The organism is Flagellimonas oceanensis, from assembly GCF_003992595.1.
Classification (GTDB): Bacteria; Bacteroidota; Bacteroidia; order Flavobacteriales; family Flavobacteriaceae; genus Flagellimonas; species Flagellimonas oceanensis.
Genome location: NZ_RZNA01000052.1, coordinates 145,941 through 169,338, shown reverse-complemented (window position 1 = coordinate 169,338; position 23,398 = coordinate 145,941). Strand labels below are relative to the sequence as shown.

Annotated in this window: 19 protein-coding genes; 7 read left to right on the top strand and 12 right to left on the bottom strand. The window is 43.8% G+C overall.

Annotated features, from left to right (window positions below; genetic code table 11):
- Positions 1-4: 4 nt before the first annotated feature.
- A complete protein-coding gene (locus EO132_RS18060; protein WP_127139203.1) occupies positions 5-3,088 on the bottom strand; it encodes a SusC/RagA family TonB-linked outer membrane protein in 3,084 nt (1,027 codons plus the stop codon).
- A 217-nt stretch (positions 3,089-3,305) separates the two neighbouring features.
- Here EO132_RS18060 and EO132_RS18055 point away from each other — a divergent pair, with 217 nt between their 5' ends.
- From EO132_RS18055 to EO132_RS18035, 5 genes are all read left to right on the top strand, one after another.
- Positions 3,306-4,373, top strand: coding sequence for a LacI family DNA-binding transcriptional regulator (locus EO132_RS18055; protein WP_127139202.1), 1,068 nt, complete (start codon positions 3,306-3,308; stop codon positions 4,371-4,373).
- 134 nt (positions 4,374-4,507) lie between these two features.
- Positions 4,508-5,860 carry an MFS transporter gene (locus tag EO132_RS18050; protein ID WP_127139201.1) on the top strand — a complete coding sequence of 451 codons (1,353 nt, stop codon included), beginning with the start codon at positions 4,508-4,510 and terminating at the stop codon, positions 5,858-5,860.
- Between the two features lie 100 nt (positions 5,861-5,960).
- Positions 5,961-8,246, top strand: a complete 2,286-nt coding sequence (locus EO132_RS18045) for a glycoside hydrolase family 65 protein (protein WP_127139200.1) — start codon at positions 5,961-5,963, stop codon at positions 8,244-8,246.
- A gap of 44 nt (positions 8,247-8,290) precedes the next feature.
- Positions 8,291-10,150, top strand: coding sequence for a glycoside hydrolase family 13 protein (locus EO132_RS18040; protein ID WP_127139199.1), 1,860 nt, complete (start codon positions 8,291-8,293; stop codon positions 10,148-10,150).
- Positions 10,151-10,186: 36 nt separating this feature from the next.
- Positions 10,187-10,891 carry a DUF4197 domain-containing protein gene (locus EO132_RS18035; RefSeq protein ID WP_127139198.1) on the top strand — a complete coding sequence of 235 codons (705 nt, stop codon included), beginning with the start codon at positions 10,187-10,189 and terminating at the stop codon, positions 10,889-10,891.
- Between the two features lie 184 nt (positions 10,892-11,075).
- Here the strand turns inward: EO132_RS18035 and EO132_RS18030 are convergent, their stop codons facing one another.
- Positions 11,076-11,597 (bottom strand): hypothetical protein, encoded by a 522-nt coding sequence (locus EO132_RS18030; protein WP_127139197.1) that lies wholly within the window; start codon positions 11,595-11,597, stop codon positions 11,076-11,078.
- Between the two features lie 204 nt (positions 11,598-11,801).
- Between EO132_RS18030 and EO132_RS18025 the strand changes: the two genes are divergently transcribed.
- The gene (locus EO132_RS18025; RefSeq protein WP_127139196.1) at positions 11,802-11,993 is read left to right on the top strand and encodes a hypothetical protein; all 192 of its coding nucleotides are present in this window, start codon (positions 11,802-11,804) and stop codon (positions 11,991-11,993) included.
- An 8-nt stretch (positions 11,994-12,001) separates the two neighbouring features.
- Here EO132_RS18025 and pyrF read toward each other — a convergent pair whose 3' ends face one another.
- From pyrF to EO132_RS17980, 9 genes are all read right to left on the bottom strand, one after another.
- A complete protein-coding gene (pyrF, locus tag EO132_RS18020; RefSeq protein ID WP_127139195.1) occupies positions 12,002-12,823 on the bottom strand; it encodes an orotidine-5'-phosphate decarboxylase in 822 nt (273 codons plus the stop codon).
- Positions 12,824-12,865: 42 nt separating this feature from the next.
- A complete protein-coding gene (gene prfA, locus EO132_RS18015) occupies positions 12,866-13,942 on the bottom strand; it encodes a peptide chain release factor 1 (RefSeq protein WP_127139194.1) in 1,077 nt (358 codons plus the stop codon).
- Positions 13,943-14,010: 68 nt separating this feature from the next.
- Positions 14,011-15,306, bottom strand: a complete 1,296-nt coding sequence (locus tag EO132_RS18010; protein WP_127139193.1) for a DUF3570 domain-containing protein — start codon at positions 15,304-15,306, stop codon at positions 14,011-14,013.
- 184 nt (positions 15,307-15,490) lie between these two features.
- On the bottom strand, positions 15,491-15,700 hold the full coding sequence (locus tag EO132_RS18005; RefSeq protein WP_127139192.1) for a DUF4266 domain-containing protein: 210 nt from the start codon (positions 15,698-15,700) through the stop codon (positions 15,491-15,493).
- Between the two features lie 12 nt (positions 15,701-15,712).
- Entirely contained in the window at positions 15,713-16,708 is a 996-nt protein-coding gene (locus tag EO132_RS18000; RefSeq protein ID WP_127139191.1) for an FAD:protein FMN transferase, read from the bottom strand.
- Positions 16,705-17,142: a thioredoxin family protein gene (locus tag EO132_RS17995; protein ID WP_127139190.1), complete on the bottom strand. Its 438-nt coding sequence runs from the start codon at positions 17,140-17,142 to the stop codon at positions 16,705-16,707. The genes EO132_RS18000 and EO132_RS17995 overlap by 4 nt, the downstream gene beginning before the upstream one ends.
- 20 nt (positions 17,143-17,162) lie before the next feature.
- The gene (locus EO132_RS17990; protein ID WP_127139189.1) at positions 17,163-17,603 is read right to left on the bottom strand and encodes a QcrA and Rieske domain-containing protein; all 441 of its coding nucleotides are present in this window, start codon (positions 17,601-17,603) and stop codon (positions 17,163-17,165) included.
- A 47-nt stretch (positions 17,604-17,650) separates the two neighbouring features.
- The gene (locus EO132_RS17985; RefSeq protein WP_127139188.1) at positions 17,651-18,829 is read right to left on the bottom strand and encodes an AIR synthase related protein; all 1,179 of its coding nucleotides are present in this window, start codon (positions 18,827-18,829) and stop codon (positions 17,651-17,653) included.
- A gap of 79 nt (positions 18,830-18,908) precedes the next feature.
- Positions 18,909-21,095: a glutamine synthetase III family protein gene (locus tag EO132_RS17980; RefSeq protein ID WP_127139187.1), complete on the bottom strand. Its 2,187-nt coding sequence runs from the start codon at positions 21,093-21,095 to the stop codon at positions 18,909-18,911.
- 211 nt (positions 21,096-21,306) lie between these two features.
- Between EO132_RS17980 and EO132_RS17975 the strand changes: the two genes are divergently transcribed.
- Positions 21,307-22,317: a glutamine synthetase beta-grasp domain-containing protein gene (locus EO132_RS17975; RefSeq protein WP_127139186.1), complete on the top strand. Its 1,011-nt coding sequence runs from the start codon at positions 21,307-21,309 to the stop codon at positions 22,315-22,317.
- Between the two features lie 61 nt (positions 22,318-22,378).
- Here EO132_RS17975 and EO132_RS17970 read toward each other — a convergent pair whose 3' ends face one another.
- Positions 22,379-23,317, bottom strand: coding sequence for a calcium/sodium antiporter (locus EO132_RS17970; RefSeq protein ID WP_127139185.1), 939 nt, complete (start codon positions 23,315-23,317; stop codon positions 22,379-22,381).
- Positions 23,318-23,398: the final 81 nt, after the last annotated feature.

The following is a 23,398-nucleotide window of genomic DNA, read 5'->3' as shown; positions in this document are numbered from 1 at the left end:
TATCTTAAAAATCCACATTTACCCCAAACGTGAAGGATCGAGGCCTTGGATAGAAATTATTGTCTATTGCATTGAAATTCTCAGGATCCTGTCCATCGTACTTTGTAATGATGAAGGGATTGTTCAAAGCGCCATAAAAACGCATGGCTACATTGGGCAAGGCGTCATCCAAACGATAACCCAAGACTATGTTCTCGCATCTCAGGAAAGTGGCATCTTCCAAATAATAATCGGAAAATGGTACATTTCCACGAACATCAACAAAGTTGAAATCCGCAGCTCCACCATAAAAGTCCAAAACGTTGGACAAGCTGTTGGAGTTGTTTGGAATGGCACTCTCGGTCCAACCCGATGTCAATCTTCTTGAGTTGTAGACCTGACCTCCAAATTGTCCCCGGAAGCTAGAACTCAAATCGAACTTGCCGTAGTTGAAATTAAAACCGAAACCAAAGGTCCAGTTGGGACGCAACGAACGGTAATACCTATCATCGTTATCCACGGTTCCATCTCCATTAAAATCGGCAAATGCGCCATGGATTGGATTTCCTTCGGTATCATACAATTGTCTGAACACCCAAGCAGAATAGGGCTGGTACCCTACTGCATGATAGGCCAAATTCACACCTGTACCTGTTGGGATACCCGACTCACTGGCCGTAATTCGGGAAACATCTTCAAGATTGGTCACTTCCGCCCTGTTGTAGGAAGTGTTTCCATAAAACTCCAAAGACATATTGTCTTTTGTCAATGCCCTTACATTAAAGTTGACCTCAAAACCTTTACTCTCGGTTTCCCCAACGTTTTTCACAAACGATGAAGTGAGTGCCTGACCTGGAGCCACGGGTACTGTTGCCAACAAATCCGATGTGGTCCTATAGTAAATATCGAAAGAACCGCTCAGTACGTTATTTTGGAACAATCCAAAATCCAAACCAGCATTATAGGTTTCCGCTTTTTCCCAAGTTAGGTCGGAATTGTAAGGACGCGCAGAGTAAAGAGCATACCCCTGTAAATATTGACTGGTCACCGAACCTGCCTCAAACAACGGAAGTGACGGGTAATAACCTACGGCACCGGTAATATCCTGCTGCCCGGTTCTACCCCAACCAAGTCTCAACTTCAAGGTATTGACGAATTCGGCACTCTCCATAAAATCCTCTTCATAGATTTTCCATGCAAAGGCTGCCGCTGGGAAATAACCCCACCTATTTTCTTCCGAGAACAACGAAGATGCATCCGCTCTAAAAGATAGAGTCAACAAGTATTTATTGTACAAGTTGATATTTCCTCGACCAAAGAATGACTGCAAATTGAGTTCGTTGAAATATCTGTTGGTAGGGTTTTGTGGATCGAACACCAAGAAACGCTCACCAGTTGCTGTGTCATAATTGTATTCTTCCTTGTTACCATCGTTCCTGAAGTTTTGGTAGGAGTAACCGGCTTGTACATCAAAATTTGTGATGGCGCCTTCCAAATCTTTTTCATAAGCCAAATAGGCTTCAAGGGTTTTATTGACGATATCTTGATTCTCCCTGTAGTTTACCCCTGGATTGAATCGATAATTATCCGCTGGATCCACAGCGGTATCGTCCTGACGGTACGTTGCCAATGAATTGTCGGTATACTCTTCCCTAACTTTTGCTTTGGAAGCTTCGACACCTATATTGGCGACGGCACGAAGTTCTGGCATAAAATGCATCTTATAATCAAGCTCCATATTGGCCAAAATCTTGCTTACCCGCTCAGGGCGATAACGTTGCATCAAAATAGCAACCGGGTTCCATTGACCGTCCAAGCTAAGAAAGCTACCATCCAATACTGTGTTTTGATAGTACCCACCAAAACGATTGTCGGCAGTGGTATCATAAATCGGTTTTGTCGGATCCATGTTCACCGCACCGCCCAATGCACCGCCTTCGTCAATGGCATTCTTTTTAGACATGATTCCCTTAGCGTTGAAATCAACCTTCAAATGGTCATCCAAGAAACGTGGTGTCAGCTTTACCGAAGTAGTAATACGCTCATAATCACTGGTTTTCACCAAACCTTGGGTTTCTGTGTATCCCAACGACATACGAATGGGCACCGAGTTGAAGATACTGCCACGCGCACTGAAATTATGATCAAAAGAAATTGCCGTGCGGTAAATGGCATCTTGCCAATCAGTATCGGATAAAATTCTACCCTCGATCACATCAGTGGTTGCCAAATCATCCTCAGCATCAGTACTGGGGTCATCAACACCCAAATAATTGGTAAATTGGGGATGGTATTCCTGAATAAAACGGGTAAACCTATTGGAATCCATCATATCAATTTCCTTGCCCACGGTACTTACCGTTGTATTGGAAGAGAAGTTGAACTTAAATTCTCCTGTCAAACCCTTTTTTGTAGTAATGATGACAACACCATTGGAGGCCCTGGAACCGTAAATCGCTGTTGCCGATGCATCCTTTAGGATGGAAACACTTTCCACATCGTTTGGATTCACAAGCGTCAACGGGTTGTTCACACCAGCAGGGTTTGTATTGTCTACCGGGATACCATCAATAACAATCAATGGATTATTGTTCGCGGTCAGAGAAGACCCACCACGAATACGGATATTCGGTGCGGAATCGGGCTGCCCACCACTGTTTGTAATCCGAACCCCCGCGGTTTTACCCGTAAGGAGTTGGTCTGTGGAAACAATGGCACCTTTGTTAAAATCCTCTGTCGTAATTGAAGAAACAGAGCCCGTGGCATCCTCCACCGTTGTGGTACCGTAACCGATGACCACAACCTCATCGAGCAGCGTGGTATCTTCATCCAGGGTAACATTCATTGTGCTCCCGGAAACCACTACCTCCTTAGGTTGGAATCCAATATAGGAAAAGACCAAAGTGTCGCCCATATTGGCTTCTATCAGGTAATTTCCATCAAAATCCGTTGCCGTACCTTGACTCGTACCTTTTATGATGATACTCACACCAGGTAATGGATCCTGGGTCGCGGTATCCGTGACCATCCCTTGCACAGTAATTTGGGCATACTGTACAAAAGGAACCAAGAACATGCACCATAAGAGGTACATTCGTTTAATTCTCATATTGAAGTTTGTTAAAGTTAATTTTTAAGAATATGCTATATTTCACTTCCCAAAGGCGAAAATATGTAATTAAGACCCCCATTTTTTTGACATTTGTCAGTTTTGGGCACTTACAACGTTTTCTGGTTGACAAAAAATTACCTTCTGATTCTTAATCCGAGTATATTTGAGAAATAATTGGATTTTTTCCCCTGAATCCGATGAAAGATTATGCAGAATGAAGCCTAAAATGACGCTCAAGAAGATTGCCTCGGAGTTGGGGCTTTCCATTTCAACCGTATCCAAAGCACTTAAGAACAATAAGGATATCAGTAAGGAGAACAGGGAAAAAGTACAGGCATTCGCCAAATACTACAACTACCGCCCCAACAGTGTTGCCCTCAGCCTCAAAAACAGGAAAACCAAGACCATTGGCGTGATAATTCCCGAAATAGTCCACCATTATTTCGCAAAAGTCATTTCCGGTATAGAAGAAGTGGCGAACTCCAAAGAATACAACGTTATTATCGGAGTGACCAATGAATCGTTCAACAAAGAAATCATCAACATGGAAATGCTGATTGATGGCAGTATCGATGGCTTTATCATATCACTCTCCAAAGAAACATTACAGAAAAAGGATTATAAACACATCCGAGAGACCATCAACCAAAATATACCCGTGGTAATGTTCGATAGGGCCGTTGATGAGATTCCATGCGATAAGGTCATCATAGATGATCGCGAAGCGGGGCGTATGGCCATTCAAAAATTGATTGATGAGGGGCGCCAAAAAATCCTGTTGCTTACCACAAAAGATTATTTGAACATAGGTCGACTCAGAACAGAGGGATATAAAGATGCACTGGCTGCCAACAACATCCCCTACCATGAAGATTTAGTTGTACGAATCGGGGAACTTGGGGATTCCGAAGATGACCAAAGAAACTTGGAACAACGTATCAACAGGGTGTTTGAAATGCACCCGGATATTGACGGGATTTTCGGGGTCAACGAAATCTACGCTGTAACCGCCCTAAATGTGGCCAGGCTGCGTGGCCTCGACGTACCCGAACAACTTTCCGTCATCGGCTTTTCCGATGGTATCCTCTCCAAGTATGCAAGACCTCACCTCACCACGGTCAGTCAGCATGGCTTTCATATGGGGGAACTCGCAGCGGAAACACTCATTTACAGATTGGAGAAAATGGACAAGGACCAGATACCTCCCTACACCACCCAAGTGGTTAAAACAAACCTTATTATTCGGGATTCCACCAGAAACAATACATCAATTGAATTGTAGCTGGAAAAGCCAAAAAGAGGTTCTTTATCATAAAAAGACATATCTTTGTCCCTATCAACGCTTATATTTTGCTTCCCAAGTAAATAAAACGAGCAGGTTAAGCCGCTCATATTGTGAAACTAACACCGATCACAATGTTTCAAAAGCGTAGATTAAGTTTCTGGGAAATCTGGAACCTCAGTTTTGGATTTCTTGGAATTCAAATGGGTTTTGCCCTCCAAAATGCCAATGCCAGTAGAATTCTCCAAAGTTTTGGGGCCGATGTCCATGAACTATCTTGGTTTTGGATCGTAGCTCCTCTCACTGGACTTATCGTGCAACCTATTGTTGGCCATTATAGTGATAAGACCTGGACCCGTTTGGGCCGTAGACGTCCCTATTTTTTAACAGGGGCCCTTTTGGCATCCCTAGGTCTTGTTCTAATGCCCAATGCGGACATGTTCACTGCCTTTTTGCCTTCCTTATGGGTTGGCGCGGGTATGCTCATGGTCATGGATGCTTCCTTCAATATTGCCATGGAACCTTTCCGGGCTTTGATTGCGGACATGCTTCCTTCGGACCAAAGAACATTGGGCTACAGTATCCAAACCGTCCTTATCGGGGTTGGGGCCGTTATAGGCTCTTGGCTTCCCTACGCATTGACGAATTGGGTGGGAATCAGCAATACGGCAGCTGCGGGGGAAATTCCTTTGAATCTGTTACTTTCCTTCGTCATAGGTGCATTGGTACTCATTGTCAGTGTGGCAATCACGGTGTTCACCACCAAGGAGTACACACCTGAGGAGATGGCGTTGCTCAATCAAAATGAAGAAACTGAAATTGATACGATAAGCACTGGGGGACTGTTGGATATATTTACCGACTTTGCCAAAATGCCAAAGACCATGCGACAATTGAGCTGGGTACAGTTCTTTTCGTGGTTTGGACTTTTTGGTCTTTGGGTATTCGCCACCCCGGCCATTGCAGAACATATTTATGGTCTGGACCCCAATAGCAGCCAAAGTACCGCCTATCAAAATGCTGGTGATTGGGTGGGCATCCTCTTTGGAGTGTACAATGGGGTTTCTGCCATTTTTGCCTTTTTCCTGCCGGCCATTGCAAAAAAGGTAGGACGAAAAAAAACCCATACCATTTCCTTGGTCATAGGAGCCATAGGTTTCCTTTCCATTTACATGATGCCCGACGAAAATTGGTTGATACTCTCCATGGTTGGAATCGGTATTGCTTGGGCCAGTATCCTAGCAATGCCATACGCTATATTGGCTGGAGCCATCCCTCCCCAAAAAATGGGGGTTTACATGGGTATTTTCAACTTTTTCATTGTCATACCACAGATCGTGAATGCCTTTATCGGAGGACCTATGGTGGAATACCTTTATGGTGGTCATCCGATTTTCGCATTGGTAACAAGCGGGGTATCTTTTTTAATTGCTGCACTATTGGTGGCAAGAGTAGAAGATATTGATGACAAAGGACTCTCAATTTAACTTAAATTCATATTTTTCAAGCCGCCCTAACACACATAAAAACAAAACCATAGGTTTTAGATTTTATACAAAAAAGAAACACGTCAATCAACAGTAAAAAATGAATCAAGATTATATACAACCAAATCCATGGAGCCTTATTGAAGAGGGTTTTGATAAGGAACGCGTAAAGTCTTCCGAAAGCCTTTTCAGCTTGGGAAACGGAGCCATGGGCCAACGTGCCAATTTTGAAGAATCCTATTCAGGCCCCACCTTCCAAGGCAGTTATATCGGAGGGGTATACTATCCCGATAAAACCCGTGTGGGCTGGTGGAAGAATGGTTATCCCGAATATTTTGCCAAGGTATTGAACGCTCCCAATTGGATCGGTATCGATGTTGAGATCGAAGGAGCACCTTTAGATTTGGCCATCTGCCCCGACGTTAAGGATTTTAAGCGCGAACTGAACATGAAAGAGGGTTGGTACCAAAGAAGCTTTGTAGCAACAACCCCTAACAACATTGAAATTGAAGTGGTCGTCACACGGTTTTTAAGTCTATCGCACGATGAAGTCGGGGCCATTACGTTTGATGTCACTCCGCTTAATTCCGATGCAGGAATCGTTTTCAAGCCCTATATCGATGCGGGGATTACCAATGAGGACAGTAATTGGGACGATAAGTTTTGGAACACAACAAAGGTAACATCAGAAAAAAACAGGGCATTTATCGAGTCGCACACCATGAAGACCCATTTCAATGTGTGCACATTCATGCAGGCCCATTCGGTATACAACGACAACATAAAAACCACACCCGATTCCGAAAATAAAGAAGAGCTTTCCATTGGTTTCGAATTTGCCCATAAAGTAAAAAAAGGAGAAAAGGTCAGCTTGATCAAGTACGGAGGTTACACGGTAGATCGTAATCATAAAGCCGATAAATTGACTACAGCTGCCAAGGTTGTTTTGGACGCAGTATCTGCCCTTGGTTTTAGCGGACTTCTGGAAGAACAGAAAAAAGCTTGGGCACAGGTCTGGGAGATGAGCGATATTCATATCGAAGGCGATGTAAAAGCACAACAAGGCATTCGATTCAATATTTTCCAACTGAATCAGACCTACACGGGAACGGATTCTAAATTGAACATTGGCCCCAAAGGTTTTACAGGAGAAAAATATGGCGGCAGCACCTATTGGGATACCGAGGCATACTGTCTGCCCTTCTATATGGCGACCAAGAATCAGGAAGTAGCCCGAAAATTACTCAAATACAGGTACAACCACTTGGACAAGGCCATTGAAAACGCTGAAAAGCTAGGCTTTAAAAACGGTGCCGCCCTCTATCCCATGGTAACCATGAACGGTGAAGAATGCCATAATGAATGGGAAATCACTTTTGAGGAAATCCATAGAAATGGTGCCATAGCCTACGCCATTTACAATTATACCCGCTATACCGAGGATTACAGTTACGTACCTGAAATGGGATTGGAAGTCCTGATTGGAATAGCCCGTTTTTGGCAGCAACGTGTTAACTGGTCCGAAAAACGTAACAAATATGTAATGCTTGGTGTAACAGGGCCAAACGAGTATGAAAACAACGTGCACAACAATTGGTACACCAACTATATGGCCAAATGGTGTTTGGAATACGCATTGGAACAATTGGAACATGTGCAACAGAACCACCCTTCCGACTACAAAAGGGTAATGGATAAGACACAATTGTCCATCGACGAGACAGGGCTTTGGAAAAAAGTCGCCGCCCACATGTATTTTCCTTACTCCGAAGAGCATGGGGTTTACCTGCAGCAAGATGGTTTCCTGGATAAAGATTTGGTCCGCGTGGCCGATTTGGATAAAAAAGAACGTCCCATCAACCAACATTGGAGTTGGGACCGCATTCTAAGATCTCCATACATTAAGCAGGCCGATACCTTGCAAGGATTCTATTTCTTCGAAGATCACTTTACCGACGAAGAGCTCGAAAAGCACTTCGATTTCTATGAACCATTTACCGTTCATGAGTCTTCGCTATCGCCTTGTGTGCATTCCGTTCAAGCTGCGAAATTGGACCGCATGGAGCAAGCCTACACCTTTTACCTCCGCACATCCAGATTGGATTTGGACGATTACAACAAAGAGGTGGAAGAAGGATTGCACATTACCTCCATGGCTGGTACTTGGATGAGCATTGTAGAAGGTTTTGGTGGTATGAGAGTACGGGATGGAAAGCTGTGCTTTGCCCCAAAAATCCCTGATCAGTGGGAGAAGTATTCCTTTAAAATCAATTTCAGGGACAGGATCTTAAAAGTGACGGCAACCCAAGACGGAACCACCTTTGATATGAACGAAGGAGAAGCTTTGGAAATTTTGATGAACGGCGAACCCGTTAGACTTTCTTGATTGGTCTTCTGACGAGACCATTTTGAACAATTAGAAAAAACATCATGAAAAAATTGATAATCTTGGTTTTCTTGGCCATTTGCGCGAATGCATTTGGTCAAGTAGAACGCGTAGAGCCTCCCTATTGGTGGGCTGGAATGAAACAGACCAAACTGGAACTTTTGGTCTATGGTGACAATATCAGCGACCTACGACCCGAATTTTCAGGGAATGTTACCATCAAAAAAGTGGTGAAAGTAGAAAATCCCAATTATCTGTTCGTAACGATCGACACGGATGGAATCACCGCTGAAACACAGACTCTATCCTTCAAAAAAGGACGTAAAACGGTGGATACCTATGCGTATGAGTTCAAATCCCGGCGTGAAAATTCCGCGCATAGAAAAGGATTTGACTCATCAGATGTGATTTACCTTCTGATGCCGGACCGGTTTGCCAACGGAAATCCATCAAACGACAGTACTGCGGAGACCATTGAAAAAGCCAACAGAGAGCACCAAGGTGGCAGGCATGGTGGAGATATCCAGGGAATCATCGATCATTTGGATTACATCAACGACCTTGGAGCCACCACATTGTGGAGCACACCGCTTACTTTGGACAATGAAAAAGTCTATTCGTACCACGGTTATGCGAGTAGCGACCTTTACAAAATTGACCCGCGTTATGGTTCCAACGAAGATTTCGCAAAACTTTCCGCGGAACTCCATCAGCGGGACATGAAGCACATCATGGATTTTGTCCCCAACCATTGGGGATTGAGCCATTGGCTGATCCAGGATTTACCTTCGAGTGACTGGATACACTATTGGGAAGGTGGAGAAAATGGGTTTAAGCGAAGTAACTATATCCAAACTACCCAGTTTGACCCCTACGCCTCGCAAATCGACGCCAAGGGCTGTATGGATGGATGGTTCGACTACACCATGCCCGACATGAACGAAAACAATCCCATGTTGATCAACTACCTGGTACAAAATGCCATTTGGTGGATAGAGAGCGGGGATTTGGACGGCATCCGGGTGGACACTTACCCATACAACGACAAGCAAGGAATTACAGAGTGGGTGACCCGTGTGATGGAAGAGTATCCCAACTTCAACATTATGGGAGAAATCTTCATGCACGAAACCGCCCACATCGCCTATTGGCAAAAAGACAGTAAAATCGGTGCAATACAAGGGTTCAATTCCAATTTGCCGACAGTAATGGATTTTCCACTGCACGATATTCTACCAAAGGTTTTCAAAGAGGATGAGCAAAATTGGGGGGACGGTGTATATCGGGTTTACGATCATTTGACCAAGGATTTCCTCTACCCCAATATCAACAACCTTTTGATAAAAATGGGCAACCACGATGTCAACCGTATCAATCAGGAATTTGATGGCGATGTGGACAAATACAAAATGGCACTTACCTTGATCATGACCCTACGTGGAATACCACAGATCTATTATGGTGATGAAATAGGAATGTTGGGCGACAAGGGCAAGGGCGACGGCGATATACGTCGGGATTTTCCGGGCGGATGGGCCGCAGATGAACAAAATGCCTTTACTTCCGAGGGAAGAACCGATGTACAAAATGAGTATTTCGATTTCAGCCAAAAGCTATTGAACTGGCGAAAAGAAAAAAAAGCCGTTCATTTTGGTAAAACCCTTCACTTTACTCCCATAGACAACGTCTACGTATATTTTAGATACTTGCCAGAACATCCTGATGAAACCGTAATGGTGGTCTTGAACAATTCCGATAAAGACCAAACAATTGACCTCGAGCGATTTTCGGAAGGTATCCAAGGACACCAAAAAGGGTTGGACATAATTTCAGGGCAGGAATATGAAATGAATCAAGCTATGGAAATCGGTGCTAAAACCGGATTGGTTTTTGAATTAAGGTAATTCGGAGTATTTTCATATCAACTTAAAAATTCAACCATGAAAAGATTAGTGCTATGTGTATTGGTGATTCAACTTGTAGGTTGTGCCGAACTTCAACAAGTCGTGAACCAATTGCCCCAAGGAACCTCTGGAATAGGTAATGACCAAATAGCCCAAGGATTACGGGAGGCCCTGAACATGGGCATTGAAAAACAGGTGAACAAACTTACCAGCGAAAATGGGTTCTACAGGAATGAACTGGTAAAGATCCTACTGCCCGAAGAGCTTCAAAAAGTGGATAAGACCTTGCGCGATGTTGGTTTGTCCAGTTTGGCCGATGAAGGACTCAGGATCATCAACAGAGCTGCCGAGGATGCCGTGGGCGAAGCCACTCCAATATTTGTGGATGCGGTAAAGGGCATCACTTTCAATGATGCCAAACAAATTCTTTTGGGGAACGACAATGCAGCGACCCAATATTTACAACAGGCCACTCGTACCCAGCTCTACAATAAATTCAACCCGATCATCAAAAATTCATTTCAAAAAGTAGGGGCCGACCAAATCTGGAGCAATATCATAACAAAGTACAACAGCCTGCCGTTGACCAATGATGTAAACCCCGATTTAACGGATTATACCACCAACGAAGCTTTGGAAGGAGTATACACGATGATCGCCGTGGAAGAGAAAGAAATTAGGACAAAAGTTTCGTCCAGGACAACAGATTTGTTAAAAAAGGTCTTTGCACTTCAAGATTAATCATAATTTTTTGTCAAAAACGCAATAACTCAAAAAATCATCCGTTATAAACCCAATAATCAAGAATAATTATAACAAATTCCTAAAGTTAAATTAACCTTGACCTGAAGGTTAAAACTGAATTTTGTAAAAGTTATCTGAGTTAGCATTTTTTTGAGTTAGTTAGTTTAAAAACCGGTGTTTCTCACCGGTTTTTTGTTTTCTGGACTTTTTGGTACAATCCGTCAAAAGCAACTGAAACGGTACCATCATTTCCCACAACCAGCCATAATTGCCTAACGGAGCCATCATCATTTTTGGTCCATGTGATCCGATTTACAAAGGTCTTACCATCCCTTTCAAACTCCTCCGATACCAAAATCATCTCGTCACCTTTTCTGTTGCCTTTCAATTTTAGTACCTCCCCGGCATTGTCCACCCACAATTGCTCCCATTGTTCGGTTCCTGCATTGTAAAAATTAAGGCTGGTCCCCGTATATCCCGCTTTGGCACTTGTCCATTTCTCATGGATAACACAGCCGTCTTGTCCCTTACTTATCACATTGGACCCTGCTGGGCTTCCATCCTGTGAATTGACCACTTCCCATTCCCCTATCCAAAAATCAAAGGCCCTGTGATTTTCCGTACAGCAATTGCAGCTGTCATCATTTTGGGCATATAGAACAAACTGAAATAAAATGGTCAGGGCCAAGACGGACTTTCTCATGATGAGGGTGATTTATGATCAAAAAAGGACTCCTTTTAAAGGTACGTTAATTTTATCCAACCTAAATGTAACCTATCTAGCCAGTTAGGAACCCATACGTTAAATTTTAGATAAATTACCTGATTTATAGATGTATACCATCCTTGGTCATAATCCACAAGCCCGTTTTGAACGTATCTTTGTTATTAACAAATCTTGAGAGCTATGAATAATCAGTATTGTAAAGTTGGATCGGTCACGCCCATCACAGGTTTAAGCCAAGCAGCCTCGGTTTTGGAGGTAATGCACCAAAATTTTATGGAAAAAGCAGCCAGTGTTGCCGGTAAGGATAATCAGTTGGGTGAATTCTTTAAAAATAAAGCACGGAGCATTAAAAAAGTATTGGAAAGCCTGTAACCTGAACCCTATTTCAGTTTAGACAGTTCAATTTCCATTTGCTGCTGGATTTCCTGTGCCTTATTCGTAGCTATTTCAGCAAAATCCAAATCGGTGGAGGCATACAAAATGCCTCGGGAGGAATTTACCAACAAACCTACATCCGTGGTAATTCCATACTTGCAAACCTCCTGCAAACTCCCTCCTTGCGCTCCCACTCCAGGTACCAACAAAAAGCTTTCTGGAACAATTTTCCGAATATCTTCCAAATAGGTGGCCTTCGTCGCCCCTACCACATACATCAACCGTTCCGAACCTTTGTAGGTTTTGGAGACGGACAATACTTCTTTGTACAATTCTTGACCATCCACATTCTTGGTCTGAAAATCAAAAGCACCTTGATTGGACGTCAATGCCAATAAAACGGTATGCCTGTCCTCAAATTCCAAAAAGGGTTCAACAGAATCTCTGCCCATGTAGGGTGCAATGGTTATGGAGTCAAAATCCATGGTCTCAAAGAATGCTTTGGCATACCGTGTTGAAGTATTCCCGATATCCCCTCGCTTGGCATCAGCAATGGTGAACATTTCCGGATGGTTTGCATTCAGATACTCCATAGTTCGTTCCAAGGATTTCCACCCCTGCAGACCATAAGCCTCATAAAAAGCGATATTGGGTTTGTAAGCTACACAATAGGGATGTGTGGCATCAATAATGGCTTTATTGAATGCAAAAATAGGGTCTTCTTCTTTTAGAAGGTGCTTTGGGATTTTATCCAAATCAGTGTCGAGACCAACACAGAGAAATGATTTTTTTTGATGTATCTGGGCAATTAAATCTTCAATCTTCATTTTGATGGATTCTCGACCGTACTGAAACTTGGGTTTACCAGCTTAAAATATCTCCGACGCTTCTTTGAGTTTTTCGGTGTTTTCCACCAACATCAATTCATCGATGATTTTTTGGATATCCCCGTTAATGATATTCTGTAAATCGTAAAGGGTAAGTCCAATCCTGTGATCGGTTACCCTTCCCTGCGGATAATTGTAGGTGCGGATTTTCGCCGAACGGTCACCACTACTTACCTGAGAGTTACGTTTGGCTGCATCCTCCGCCTGTTTTTTGGCCAATTCCATATCGTACAAACGGGCACGTAACACCTTGAACGCCTTATCCTTGTTCTTGTGCTGGGATTTTTCGTCCTGACATTGCGCAACGATACCCGTAGGCTCGTGTGTTAAACGTACCGCAGAATATGTCGTGTTCACCGACTGCCCTCCTGGTCCTGAAGAACAGAAGTAATCGATTCGAACATCTTTTGGATCTATCTGGACATCAAACTCTTCCGCTTCTGGAATCACCATCACGGTAGCTGCACTTGTGTGCACCCTACCCTGGGTCTCGGTCTGCGGCACACGCTGAACACGGTGCACCCCAGCTTCGAACTTAAGTGTCCCGTAGACGTCCTCTCCGTTTACCTCAAAGTGGATTTCCTTGTATCCGCCACTGGTTCCCTCGCTTAAATCAATTACGTTGGTCTTCCATCCTTTGGATTCGCAATATTTAGTGTACATACGGAATAGGTCGCCCGCAAAAATACTGGCCTCATCGCCACCCGTTCCCGCACGGATTTCCATCACCACGTTCTTCTCGTCCTCAGGATCCTTCGGAATCAACAAGTATTTGATTTCCTCTTCCAACTTGGGCATAGCGCTTTTCGCCTCGTCCAATTGCATTTTGGCCATTTCCACCATTTCCGCATCACTTCCGTCAGCAATGATTTCTTCTGCCTCTTCAATATTGTTGGTAAGGGTAATGTATTCGTCGCGTTTATCGCTCAGCAACTTAAGGTCTTTGTATTCCTTGTTCAGTTTCACGTACCTTTTTTGGTCCGCAATAATATCCGGCTGAATGATAAGGTCCGAAACCTCATCAAAACGCTGTTTTACGATGTTGAGTTTGTCTAGCATAAATCAATCCTCCTAGTGGAATGCGAATTTACGATTTTTTCGTTGGATTATTTTCCAACTAAATGAAGTCAGTTTCCAACAAAAGTAGTCCCCAAGGTAACGATGAAAGCATTGAGGCCATCGCTCCTATCGTATTGGCTAAATCGAAGATTGATGGTTTTCAACCCGAAATTGAGGACTCGCGCACTTGTAAAAATGTCCTTGTACTGTACCCCTATCCCATATTGATGGGCATCGTATTGGGACAGATCGTAATCCGAAGTATAAAACCCGTAGGTGGACAACGCCTGCTCTTTTGGGTAAAAATAATCCGCCGCAGTCTGAGTGTAGTACCGGTAGGTTGGGTACAGGGTAAACTTATCCGTCAGCTTGAATGGAGCTTCCAAACTGGCCGTGTGTGAACTGACGCCCCAATCATCCCAATAAAAACGGTAGTAGGAACGCAGGATGACCAAATCGTTCAAATAATAATTCAACCGACCGCCCACAGGTATTTTGAATCGGGTATCGGGCAATTGCTCCACATTGTCCGCCAACTGAAACCCATCAATAAAAAAGTCCTCAAAATCCGAAAAGTAGACCCGTTGGAAGGGCGTACTCAACAATCCATTCTGGGAAACCACATCCATAAACAACGCTCCTTGCAGTTTTTGGCTCAAAATCTGGGAAAAACTTAAGGAAAGTGAATACGAATTCCTGTTCTCGTTATCAAACTCCGTAAAAATAGGATTGTAGGTACCATTCCCCGTGATACGATCATCAAAAAAGCCTTCCCGCAGCTCTATCGGATATTGTGAATTCCATTTATCCAAAAATACACGACCACTTAGCGTAATTTCAGTATTCTTTTCATTGAACAATTTGGTAAAACTACCGCCGAATCCAATCGAGAAATAATCGTATTCCGATGAAAAATAGGCATTGGCGCTCCAAATAGTGTTCCGGTCGTCCGAACTATGCTGATAGGTCGGGTTGATGTAAGCCAACAAATCCTTTCGGGATTCTCCCGAAGAAGCATCAAAAGGAGTGACATTGAGCCCTCCATCCAGCGGATTTACATTACTGGAAGATGCCGAAGTATAGGCCGAAAGACCAACATCGACCGTTAAAATATCATCTTCGTTCATGGGCATGCGAAGAACAATGCTAGAAGTGGCATCGGTTAATTCCTCCGTACCCTCGCCCCCGGTTACGGCGGCATTCTGCCCATCTTGGTTGTAATAACTGAACAACAAGTCCACCTCACTTGTCTCCAAAGCCCTTCGCTTGTACGAAGTATCGCCCTGCTGTGACCAGCCGATGAACGCCATAAAAAAGAACAAGACTACGGAAACGGATTTTACTGATCTGGACAACTGGGTCATAAGATTTTTAAAAATTAAAACTTGCAATCTGTAGTATTTTCCTTGTGCACGTCATTCCGAATTCCTGCCTGCCGGTAGGCAAGGTATTTCGGAATCTCATTGTACTGGTAATCAAAAGCCTTATGAGAACCTGAGACAAGTTCAGGTTGACAACATCCAGACAATCGTGTTTTTGAATTAACCATTAATTACATCCGCATCCGCCTCCTGTTTTGCCACCATTGGCACCAGAGGAAGCTTCCCTGTAAATATGGAAATTGGTCTCGAACCGTTCGCTCGGCCTCGCACTCAACTGCATTTCCTCATCGTTCACATACACTTTATCATACTCTCGTACGGCCACGCAGGAACTGGAGAAAATCAAAAGCAGTAATAAAAAAAAAGGTCTTCCCATACACTAAATGTACTAATTCGTATCGAACATGATACCTGAACTCTTTTGAATTTTATTTTCAGCATCCACAATAACGGCCTCCACCCCGTCAATCTGGTTGATCATGTGCAGCCCTACATCACGGCCCATTATAAAAACAGCAGTTGCCAAAGCATCACACAATTCTGCTTGTTTTGCAAAAATCGAAACACTGCTTATGCCTCTAGTGGGATATCCTGTCCTTGGGTCGATGATATGTGAATACTTTTTACCATCAAGGATAATGTACTTTTCGTAGTTGCCCGATGTGGCCACGGAAGATTCTATAATGGGCAACCAACTGAACACTTTATCCTTGCTCAATGGATTTGCAATACCCACCAACCATTTTTCTCCGGTCACTTTGGTTCCCCAAGTGGTAAGGTCTCCGGAAGCATTGATGATCCCTCCCTTAACATCTTTGGACACCAATAGCTCTTTGGCCCTATCGGCAGCATATCCCTTTCCTATGGCACCAAATCCTATGCACATGCCCCTTTCGGGGAGGTAAACCGTTTGATTTTCTTGATCCAATTGTATTTTTTGATACCCGACCTTTGATACGGACTGTTTGATTTTTCCTTCCGAAGGAACCTTATCCATGGTACCGTCAAACTTCCAAATCTCATCCATGGAGGCGTAAGTTATATCGAAAGCACCATCGGTTATTTCAGATATTTTGATGGAACGCTCGATTAGGTTCAAAAGTTCCCGACTTACCTTGACAGGTTTGATTCCTGCATTTTTATTGATCAGCGAGGTCTCGGAATCCTTGTCCCAGGATGAAATGATTCCTTCTATCCGTTCTATTTCGGACACAGCTTCGTCGATATTGATATACCCAATTTCCTCGTTGGGTGCCACCACGGTAATCTCGAAGCGTGTACCCATTAGTTTCAGGGTCTTTTTTACAGTGACGTCGGTCTGCCTCGACTGCCCGAACGACAGCAGGCAAAAAAGACTACAGGCTAAGGCAACGAAGGTTTTCATTTCAGGAATTTATTAAGGGTCTTGATATACTTTTCGGGACTGGTCCGTGCCACAAAACCTGTGGTGCCCAGGACATGCCGGTCTTTGTCCATAACCACCACCAATGGGAAATAACCCTTTGGGTTATATTTTTCAGCCAAGGACTTGTTTACATTGAGTTTCTCCTCTGGTAATTGGTTTTTCTTCTTACGAGGAAAATCGGCATCGTACATTACATAGTGTTTCAAAGCATACGCCTTGAACGCATCACTATCAAAAACATGTCTTTTTAAACGGATGCATGGAGCACACCAATCCGACCCCGAGAAAACCAACACAATAGGTTTGTCTTCAGTAGCTGCCTTGGTAAGGGCATCATCAAAACTTTCTTGCCATTGTTGCGCCTGCAGCATACCACAGCTGGCAAATAGGAGTATGTAGATTAATTTTTTCATTTGATTTGGGATTCAAAAAGCTATTCATAAACCCGTAAGGTGGAACCGTTGAGCTCCGTGTTATATACTTTTAGTGCCCTAGCGGGTGTTCCATCCACTTGATTGAGTGGAGTTCCATCTTGATCAAATCGTGAACCGTGCACATCGCAATAGAAAATACCGCCATTTTGATCCACAAAACGCACCTGATCGTACGATTGATGGCTACAAACTTGACTGGCTGCCACATACCCACCTTGCAAGTTCCTGGCCACAACCACTAAATTCATCAGAATAAAACCGCCATTTTGGGAAAGATTGGATGCTTCGGCCGAATTAAGATCGATGGTAAAATCAACTCCTGTGGGTTCATCCACTAAGTTGCCATCAATTTCATCCTTGGAACATCCTTGTAAACAGGGAAATGTAAGAGCAAAGGCTGCGCCTGCTCCCAAACTTCGAAGAAACTCTTTTCTTTCCATAGCATGAGGTTTATATATTTAAACGCTATTTCGAGAGAAATCGTATGCTAGTATTCAAACTTGCCGTAGGGGCTTTGAATGGTCAATTTTTTACTTTCGGATGATTCCACCCGTCCGATAATCCGTGCATCCACATCAAAATTTTGGGAAATGGCCATGATTTCTTCTGCAACCTGCTCGTCCACATACAGCTCCATGCGATGGCCGCAATTAAAGACCTGGTACATTTCTTTCCAATCGGTGCCCGATTGTTCTTGGATCATTTTGAACAAAGGAGGAATGGGAAACATGTTGTCCTTGATGATGTGAAGGTTTTCCACAAAGTGAAGGATTTTGGTCTGGGCACCACCACTGCAATGTACCATACCGTGGATTTCTTCAGCTGAATATCGCTCCAATATCTTTTTAATGATAGGCGCGTAGGTCCGCGTTGGCGACAATACCAATTTACCCGCATCCAGTGGGGAACCGGGCACTGCGTCCGTCAATTTTGTGTTCCCTGAATACACCAATTCCTCTGGAACGGACGCATCAAAACTTTCTGGATATTTTTCAGCCAAGTATTTGGAAAATACGTCGTGTCGGGCAGAGGTCAGACCGTTACTGCCCATTCCCCCGTTATACTCGGTTTCGTAACTCGCTTTTCCGAAGGAAGCCAAACCAACGACAACATCCCCTGCCTTGATATTGGCATTGTCGATGACATTTTTTCGCTCCATTCTGGCCGTCACCGTGGAATCCACGATAATGGTTCGAACCAAATCCCCAACATCGGCAGTTTCCCCTCCCGTGGAGCGAATGGTGATTCCGTGCTTGTCTAAATCGGAAATCAATTCCTCGGTCCCATTGATGATGGCTGAAATCACCTCGCCAGGGATCAGGTTTTTATTACGTCCTATGGTTGATGAAAGCATAATATTATCGGTGGCTCCAACGCAAATCAAATCATCCACGTTCATGATGAGTGCATCCTGGGCAATCCCCTTCCAAACGGAAACATCACCGGTTTCTTTCCAGTACATATAGGCCAACGAGGATTTGGTACCTGCGCCATCGGCATGCATTACCAAACAATGGTCTTGGCTACCTGTTAAATAATCGGGTACGATTTTGCAGAACGCTTTGGGGAAAAGTCCTTTATCGATGTTCTTGATGGCATTGTGCACATCTTCCTTGGAGGCCGAAACACCTCGCTGTGCGTATCTTTTACTGGTATCCGATGACATATGAAAGGTTTGGGCAAAAATAACGGAAAGCCATCAAATTATTGATATGCTTTCCGTCTTTTCGTTTTTATGGATTGTTCTATTTGGAAAACAGCATTTCCCGATACTTGGTAAACGGCCAGAATTCATCCGCGATCAATTTCTCCAAAGTATCCGAATGCTCCCGAATTTTCTCAAAATATGGCCTCACATTATTGCAATAGGCCTGAGCTTTTTTATCCACAACGGACATGCCATTGGCCCGTTTGCGCGCATCTGCCATCTCATCGGTAAGCTTTTTGATTTCCACAATGTGCTCTCCGATTTGCTCTAAAATATTCAATTGGCCCTCGGCTACTTTCTTATGCGCCGCTCCGTATACTTCCTTGAGCCCATGAATATTTTCCAAAAGCATATTCTGGTACTTCACAGCGGCAGGGATGATGTGGTTGTAGACCATCTCACCCAATACCCGACCTTCAATCTGAATATGGAAGATGTAAGCACCCAATTCCACTTCCTTGTGGGCTTTGAGTTCCACTTCGTTCATCACATCCATCTGCTTGAAGAGCTCGTAGCTTTCTTTTGATGTAATGACCTGTAGGGCCTCGGGTGTATTTTTGTTGAAGCTGAGTTTTCTTCTCCTTGCTTCTTCCTGCCACTCAATTCCGTAACCATCCCCTTCAAAACGGATACGCTTGGAGGTTTTGATGTATTCCCGAAGCACATTGAAGACCGCTTCATCCTTTTTCAGGTTTTTCTTATCGATAAGTGCATCCACCTCTTTTTTGAAGTCGGTCAATTGTTTGGCCACAATGGTGTTGAGCATCGTCATCGGTTTGGCACAGTTCATTTTGGCCCCCACCCCTCTCATCTCAAACTTATTTCCCGTAAAGGCAAACGGGGAGGTTCGGTTCCGATCGGTGTTGTCCAATAATATTTCAGGAATCTTGCCCACCACATTGAGTTTAAGCTCTGTTTTTTCCTGTGGGGACAGCTTTCCTTTGGAAACGCCTTCCAACTCATCGAGTACGTCGCTCAATTGTTGCCCAATGAATATGGATATGATGGGTGGTGGAGCTTCATTGGCCCCTAAACGGTGATCATTACTTGCTGAAGCGATCGAGGCTCGCAACAACTCCTCATAGGTATCCACCGCCTTGATGGTATTAACGAAGAAGGTCAAAAACTGTAGGTTCTTCATGGGAGTGGTTCCCGGACTCAACAGATTAACGCCCGTATCCGTTCCCAACGACCAATTGTTGTGTTTCCCCGACCCGTTGATGCCAGAAAACGGCTTTTCATGGAACAATACGGAAAAGTTGTATTTATCCGCAATCTCTTCCATCACATCCATCAACAACAGATTATGGTCCACTGAAAGATTGGCTTCCTCAAAAACGGGGGCCAGCTCAAACTGATTGGGTGCCACTTCGTTATGACGCGTTTTCACGGGAATGCCCAATTTGGTGCATTCCTTTTCCAATTCGCTCATAAAACCGAGGACCCGCGGTGGAATCACACCAAAATAGTGATCATCCAATTGTTGTCCCTTCGCAGAAAAACTCCCTACCAAGGTCCGTCCCGTAACTGAAAGATCCAAACGGGAATTCACCAACGATTTATCTATTAAAAAGTACTCTTGTTCCCACCCAAGGGTGGCGTGTACCTTTTTTACGTTTTTGTCAAAATATTGGGCCACTCCGGTTGCAGCCTGATCAATGGCATGCAGTGCACGCAACAGTGGTGCCTTGTTATCCAATGCCTCTCCGGTGTAGGCTACAAATATGGTCGGGATGCAGAGTGTCGTCTTGTATACAAATGCGGGCGAAGTGGGATCCCAAGCGGTATATCCACGTGCCTCAAAAGTATTTCGGATTCCGCCACTGGGAAAGCTGGATGCATCGGGTTCTTGTTGAACCAATTGCGCCCCACCAAATTTCTCCATGGCCCTTCCGTTGGGAAGAATATCAAAGAAAGCATCATGCTTTTCAGCAGTGGCACCCGTTAAAGGTTGAAACCAATGCGTATAGTGTGTGGCCCCCATGGAAAGTGCCCAAGCTTTCATCCCTTCAGCCACCTGGTCGGCTATTTTACGGTCGATTTTTGTACCTTGAAAGATTGCGGATTTTACCTTATCGAACGCTTCGTCAGTAAGAAATTGAAGCATCTTTTCCTCATTGAAAACGCTCTTCCCAAAAAGTTCGGAACGCTTTCCCGTTTCATTAATATTGGCATGTTCCCTGTTACGGCTTTCGGCCAAGGCCTGGAATCGTGTTTTCGGCATTTTCAACAAAATTTAATTTTCAAATCTACAATTAAGAATTTAATAATTTAAACTGCAAAAATTACTTTTTTTTCATTCAACCCATCGTAAAACAGGGGTAATATAAATAATATAGACAAGTTTGTGATTTTACCCCCTTAAAACATTGATAATTAAATGAAAAAACTATTTTTGTTAATCATAGAATTGAGAACGATTAACTACCAAAATTATGAGCAAATCTAAATTAGAGTATCTATGGTTGGATGGTTATGAACCGACAGCCAACATTAGAAGTAAAACTAGAATAGAAGAAGATTTTAGCGGTAAATTGGAAGACTGCCCAATGTGGTCTTTTGACGGTTCATCTACCAAACAAGCCGAAGGAGGTTCCTCTGACTGCCTGTTGAAGCCGGTTGCCATTTACCCTGATCCAGCAAGAAGAAATGGTTATTTGGTAATGACCGAGGTGTTGAATTCTGATGGAACTCCACACGAGAGCAACTCCAGAGCCACTATTGATGACGAAGATGATGACTTCTGGTTTGGATTTGAGCAGGAATACTTCATTATGGACACATCTACTGGGCTACCTTTAGGATTCCCTGTTGGTGGTTATCCGGGACCTCAAGGTCTATACTACTGCTCCGTTGGTGGAAGAAACACTTGGGGTAGAGACCTAGTTGAGGAGCACGCCGATCTTTGTTTGGATGCCGGTCTTCAGTTTGAAGGTATCAACCAGGAGGTTGCCGCTGGACAGTGGGAATTCCAATTGTTCGCCAAAGGTGCCAAAAAAGCCGGTGATGAGATCTGGGTGGCTCGTTACATGCTACAAAGATTGACCGAGAGCTACGGATACTACATTGAATACCACCCCAAACCCATCAAAGGTGACTGGAACGGCTCCGGTATGCACGCCAACTTCTCCAACACTTTGTTGAGAACCTGTGGATCTAAAGAAACTTACGAAAAAGTGTGTGAAGCTTTCCGTCCCGTGACCAAAGAGCATATTGCTGTTTACGGTGAGTACAACGATGAGCGATTGACCGGTAAGCACGAAACAGCTTCCATTACCGATTTCAGCTATGGTGTTTCCGATAGGGGTGCATCCATCAGAATTCCAATTATGACCGTTGAGAAAGGTTGGAAAGGATGGTTGGAGGACAGAAGACCTGCTTCTAACGCCGACCCATACAAAGTAGCGGCCGTAATCGTGAAAACCGTAAAATCCGCAAAGGTATAAACGCGTATATAAATTAGTTGTTGATTATAGATGAAAACCGTCCCGCTTTTTGGGGCGGTTTTTATTTTAGGGTAAAATAGATGAAGGTGGCGTAAAAAGCCAAAAGAACCAGTCCATCTCGCCATCCCAACCGCAACCCCTTTGGAAAGAACACCAAAGGAAATATAAGAAAGGAAATTCCCAACATCCAAAAGATATCACTGGAGAGCAAGCCTTCATCCATGACCGTTATTGGAGTGATTATGGATGTTATCCCGAGTACAGCCAATAGATTGAAAATATTGGAGCCAATAAGGTTACCCAGGGAGATCGCCTTCTCTTTTTTCAACACGGCAATTACCGAAGCTGCCAATTCGGGGATACTCGTCCCTACGGACACAATGGTTATCCCAATGACACGATCGCTTACACCAAATGACGAGGCCATGCCCACAGCTCCATCAATGAGCAATTCGGAGCCACCCCATAATGCAGTTCCCCCTATTCCCAAAAACAGTACAATCTTATATAATGGTAAGGGCACATCATCCTCGGGCATCTCATCCACAACGGCTGTCTTTTGAAATCTCAATAGGTACACTAGGAAAACAAACAAGAAGGAAACAAGGATAATTCCTTCGTATTGTTCCAATATACCATCAAAATAAATGAAACCGCAGAAGAGCAAGGAAGCTACGATCATCACAGGCCAATCGGTGGTGTAGAAACTTTTCCTTACATCTATACTGCCCATGATAACGGTTATGGCCAAAACCAATCCCAAATTGGCAATGTTGGAGCCCACTACGTTACCCAACGAAAGATCGGGAAACCCATCCAGAGCTGCTTTTATACTTACAATAAGTTCAGGGGCAGAGGTGGCAAAGGATACCACTGTCATACCAATGACAATCTTGGGGATATACAGTCTCAAGGACAGGGCAACCGCCGACTTCAACAACCAATTCCCCCCTGCAATCAACAGGACCAAACCCAAAACAATAAAAAGTAGATTTCCCAAAAAATAAATTTTCGCGTAAAGATAATGGAAGATTCACTCACTGAAGAAGGATCCATCAAAAAGAAAAACTACAAAATTAGT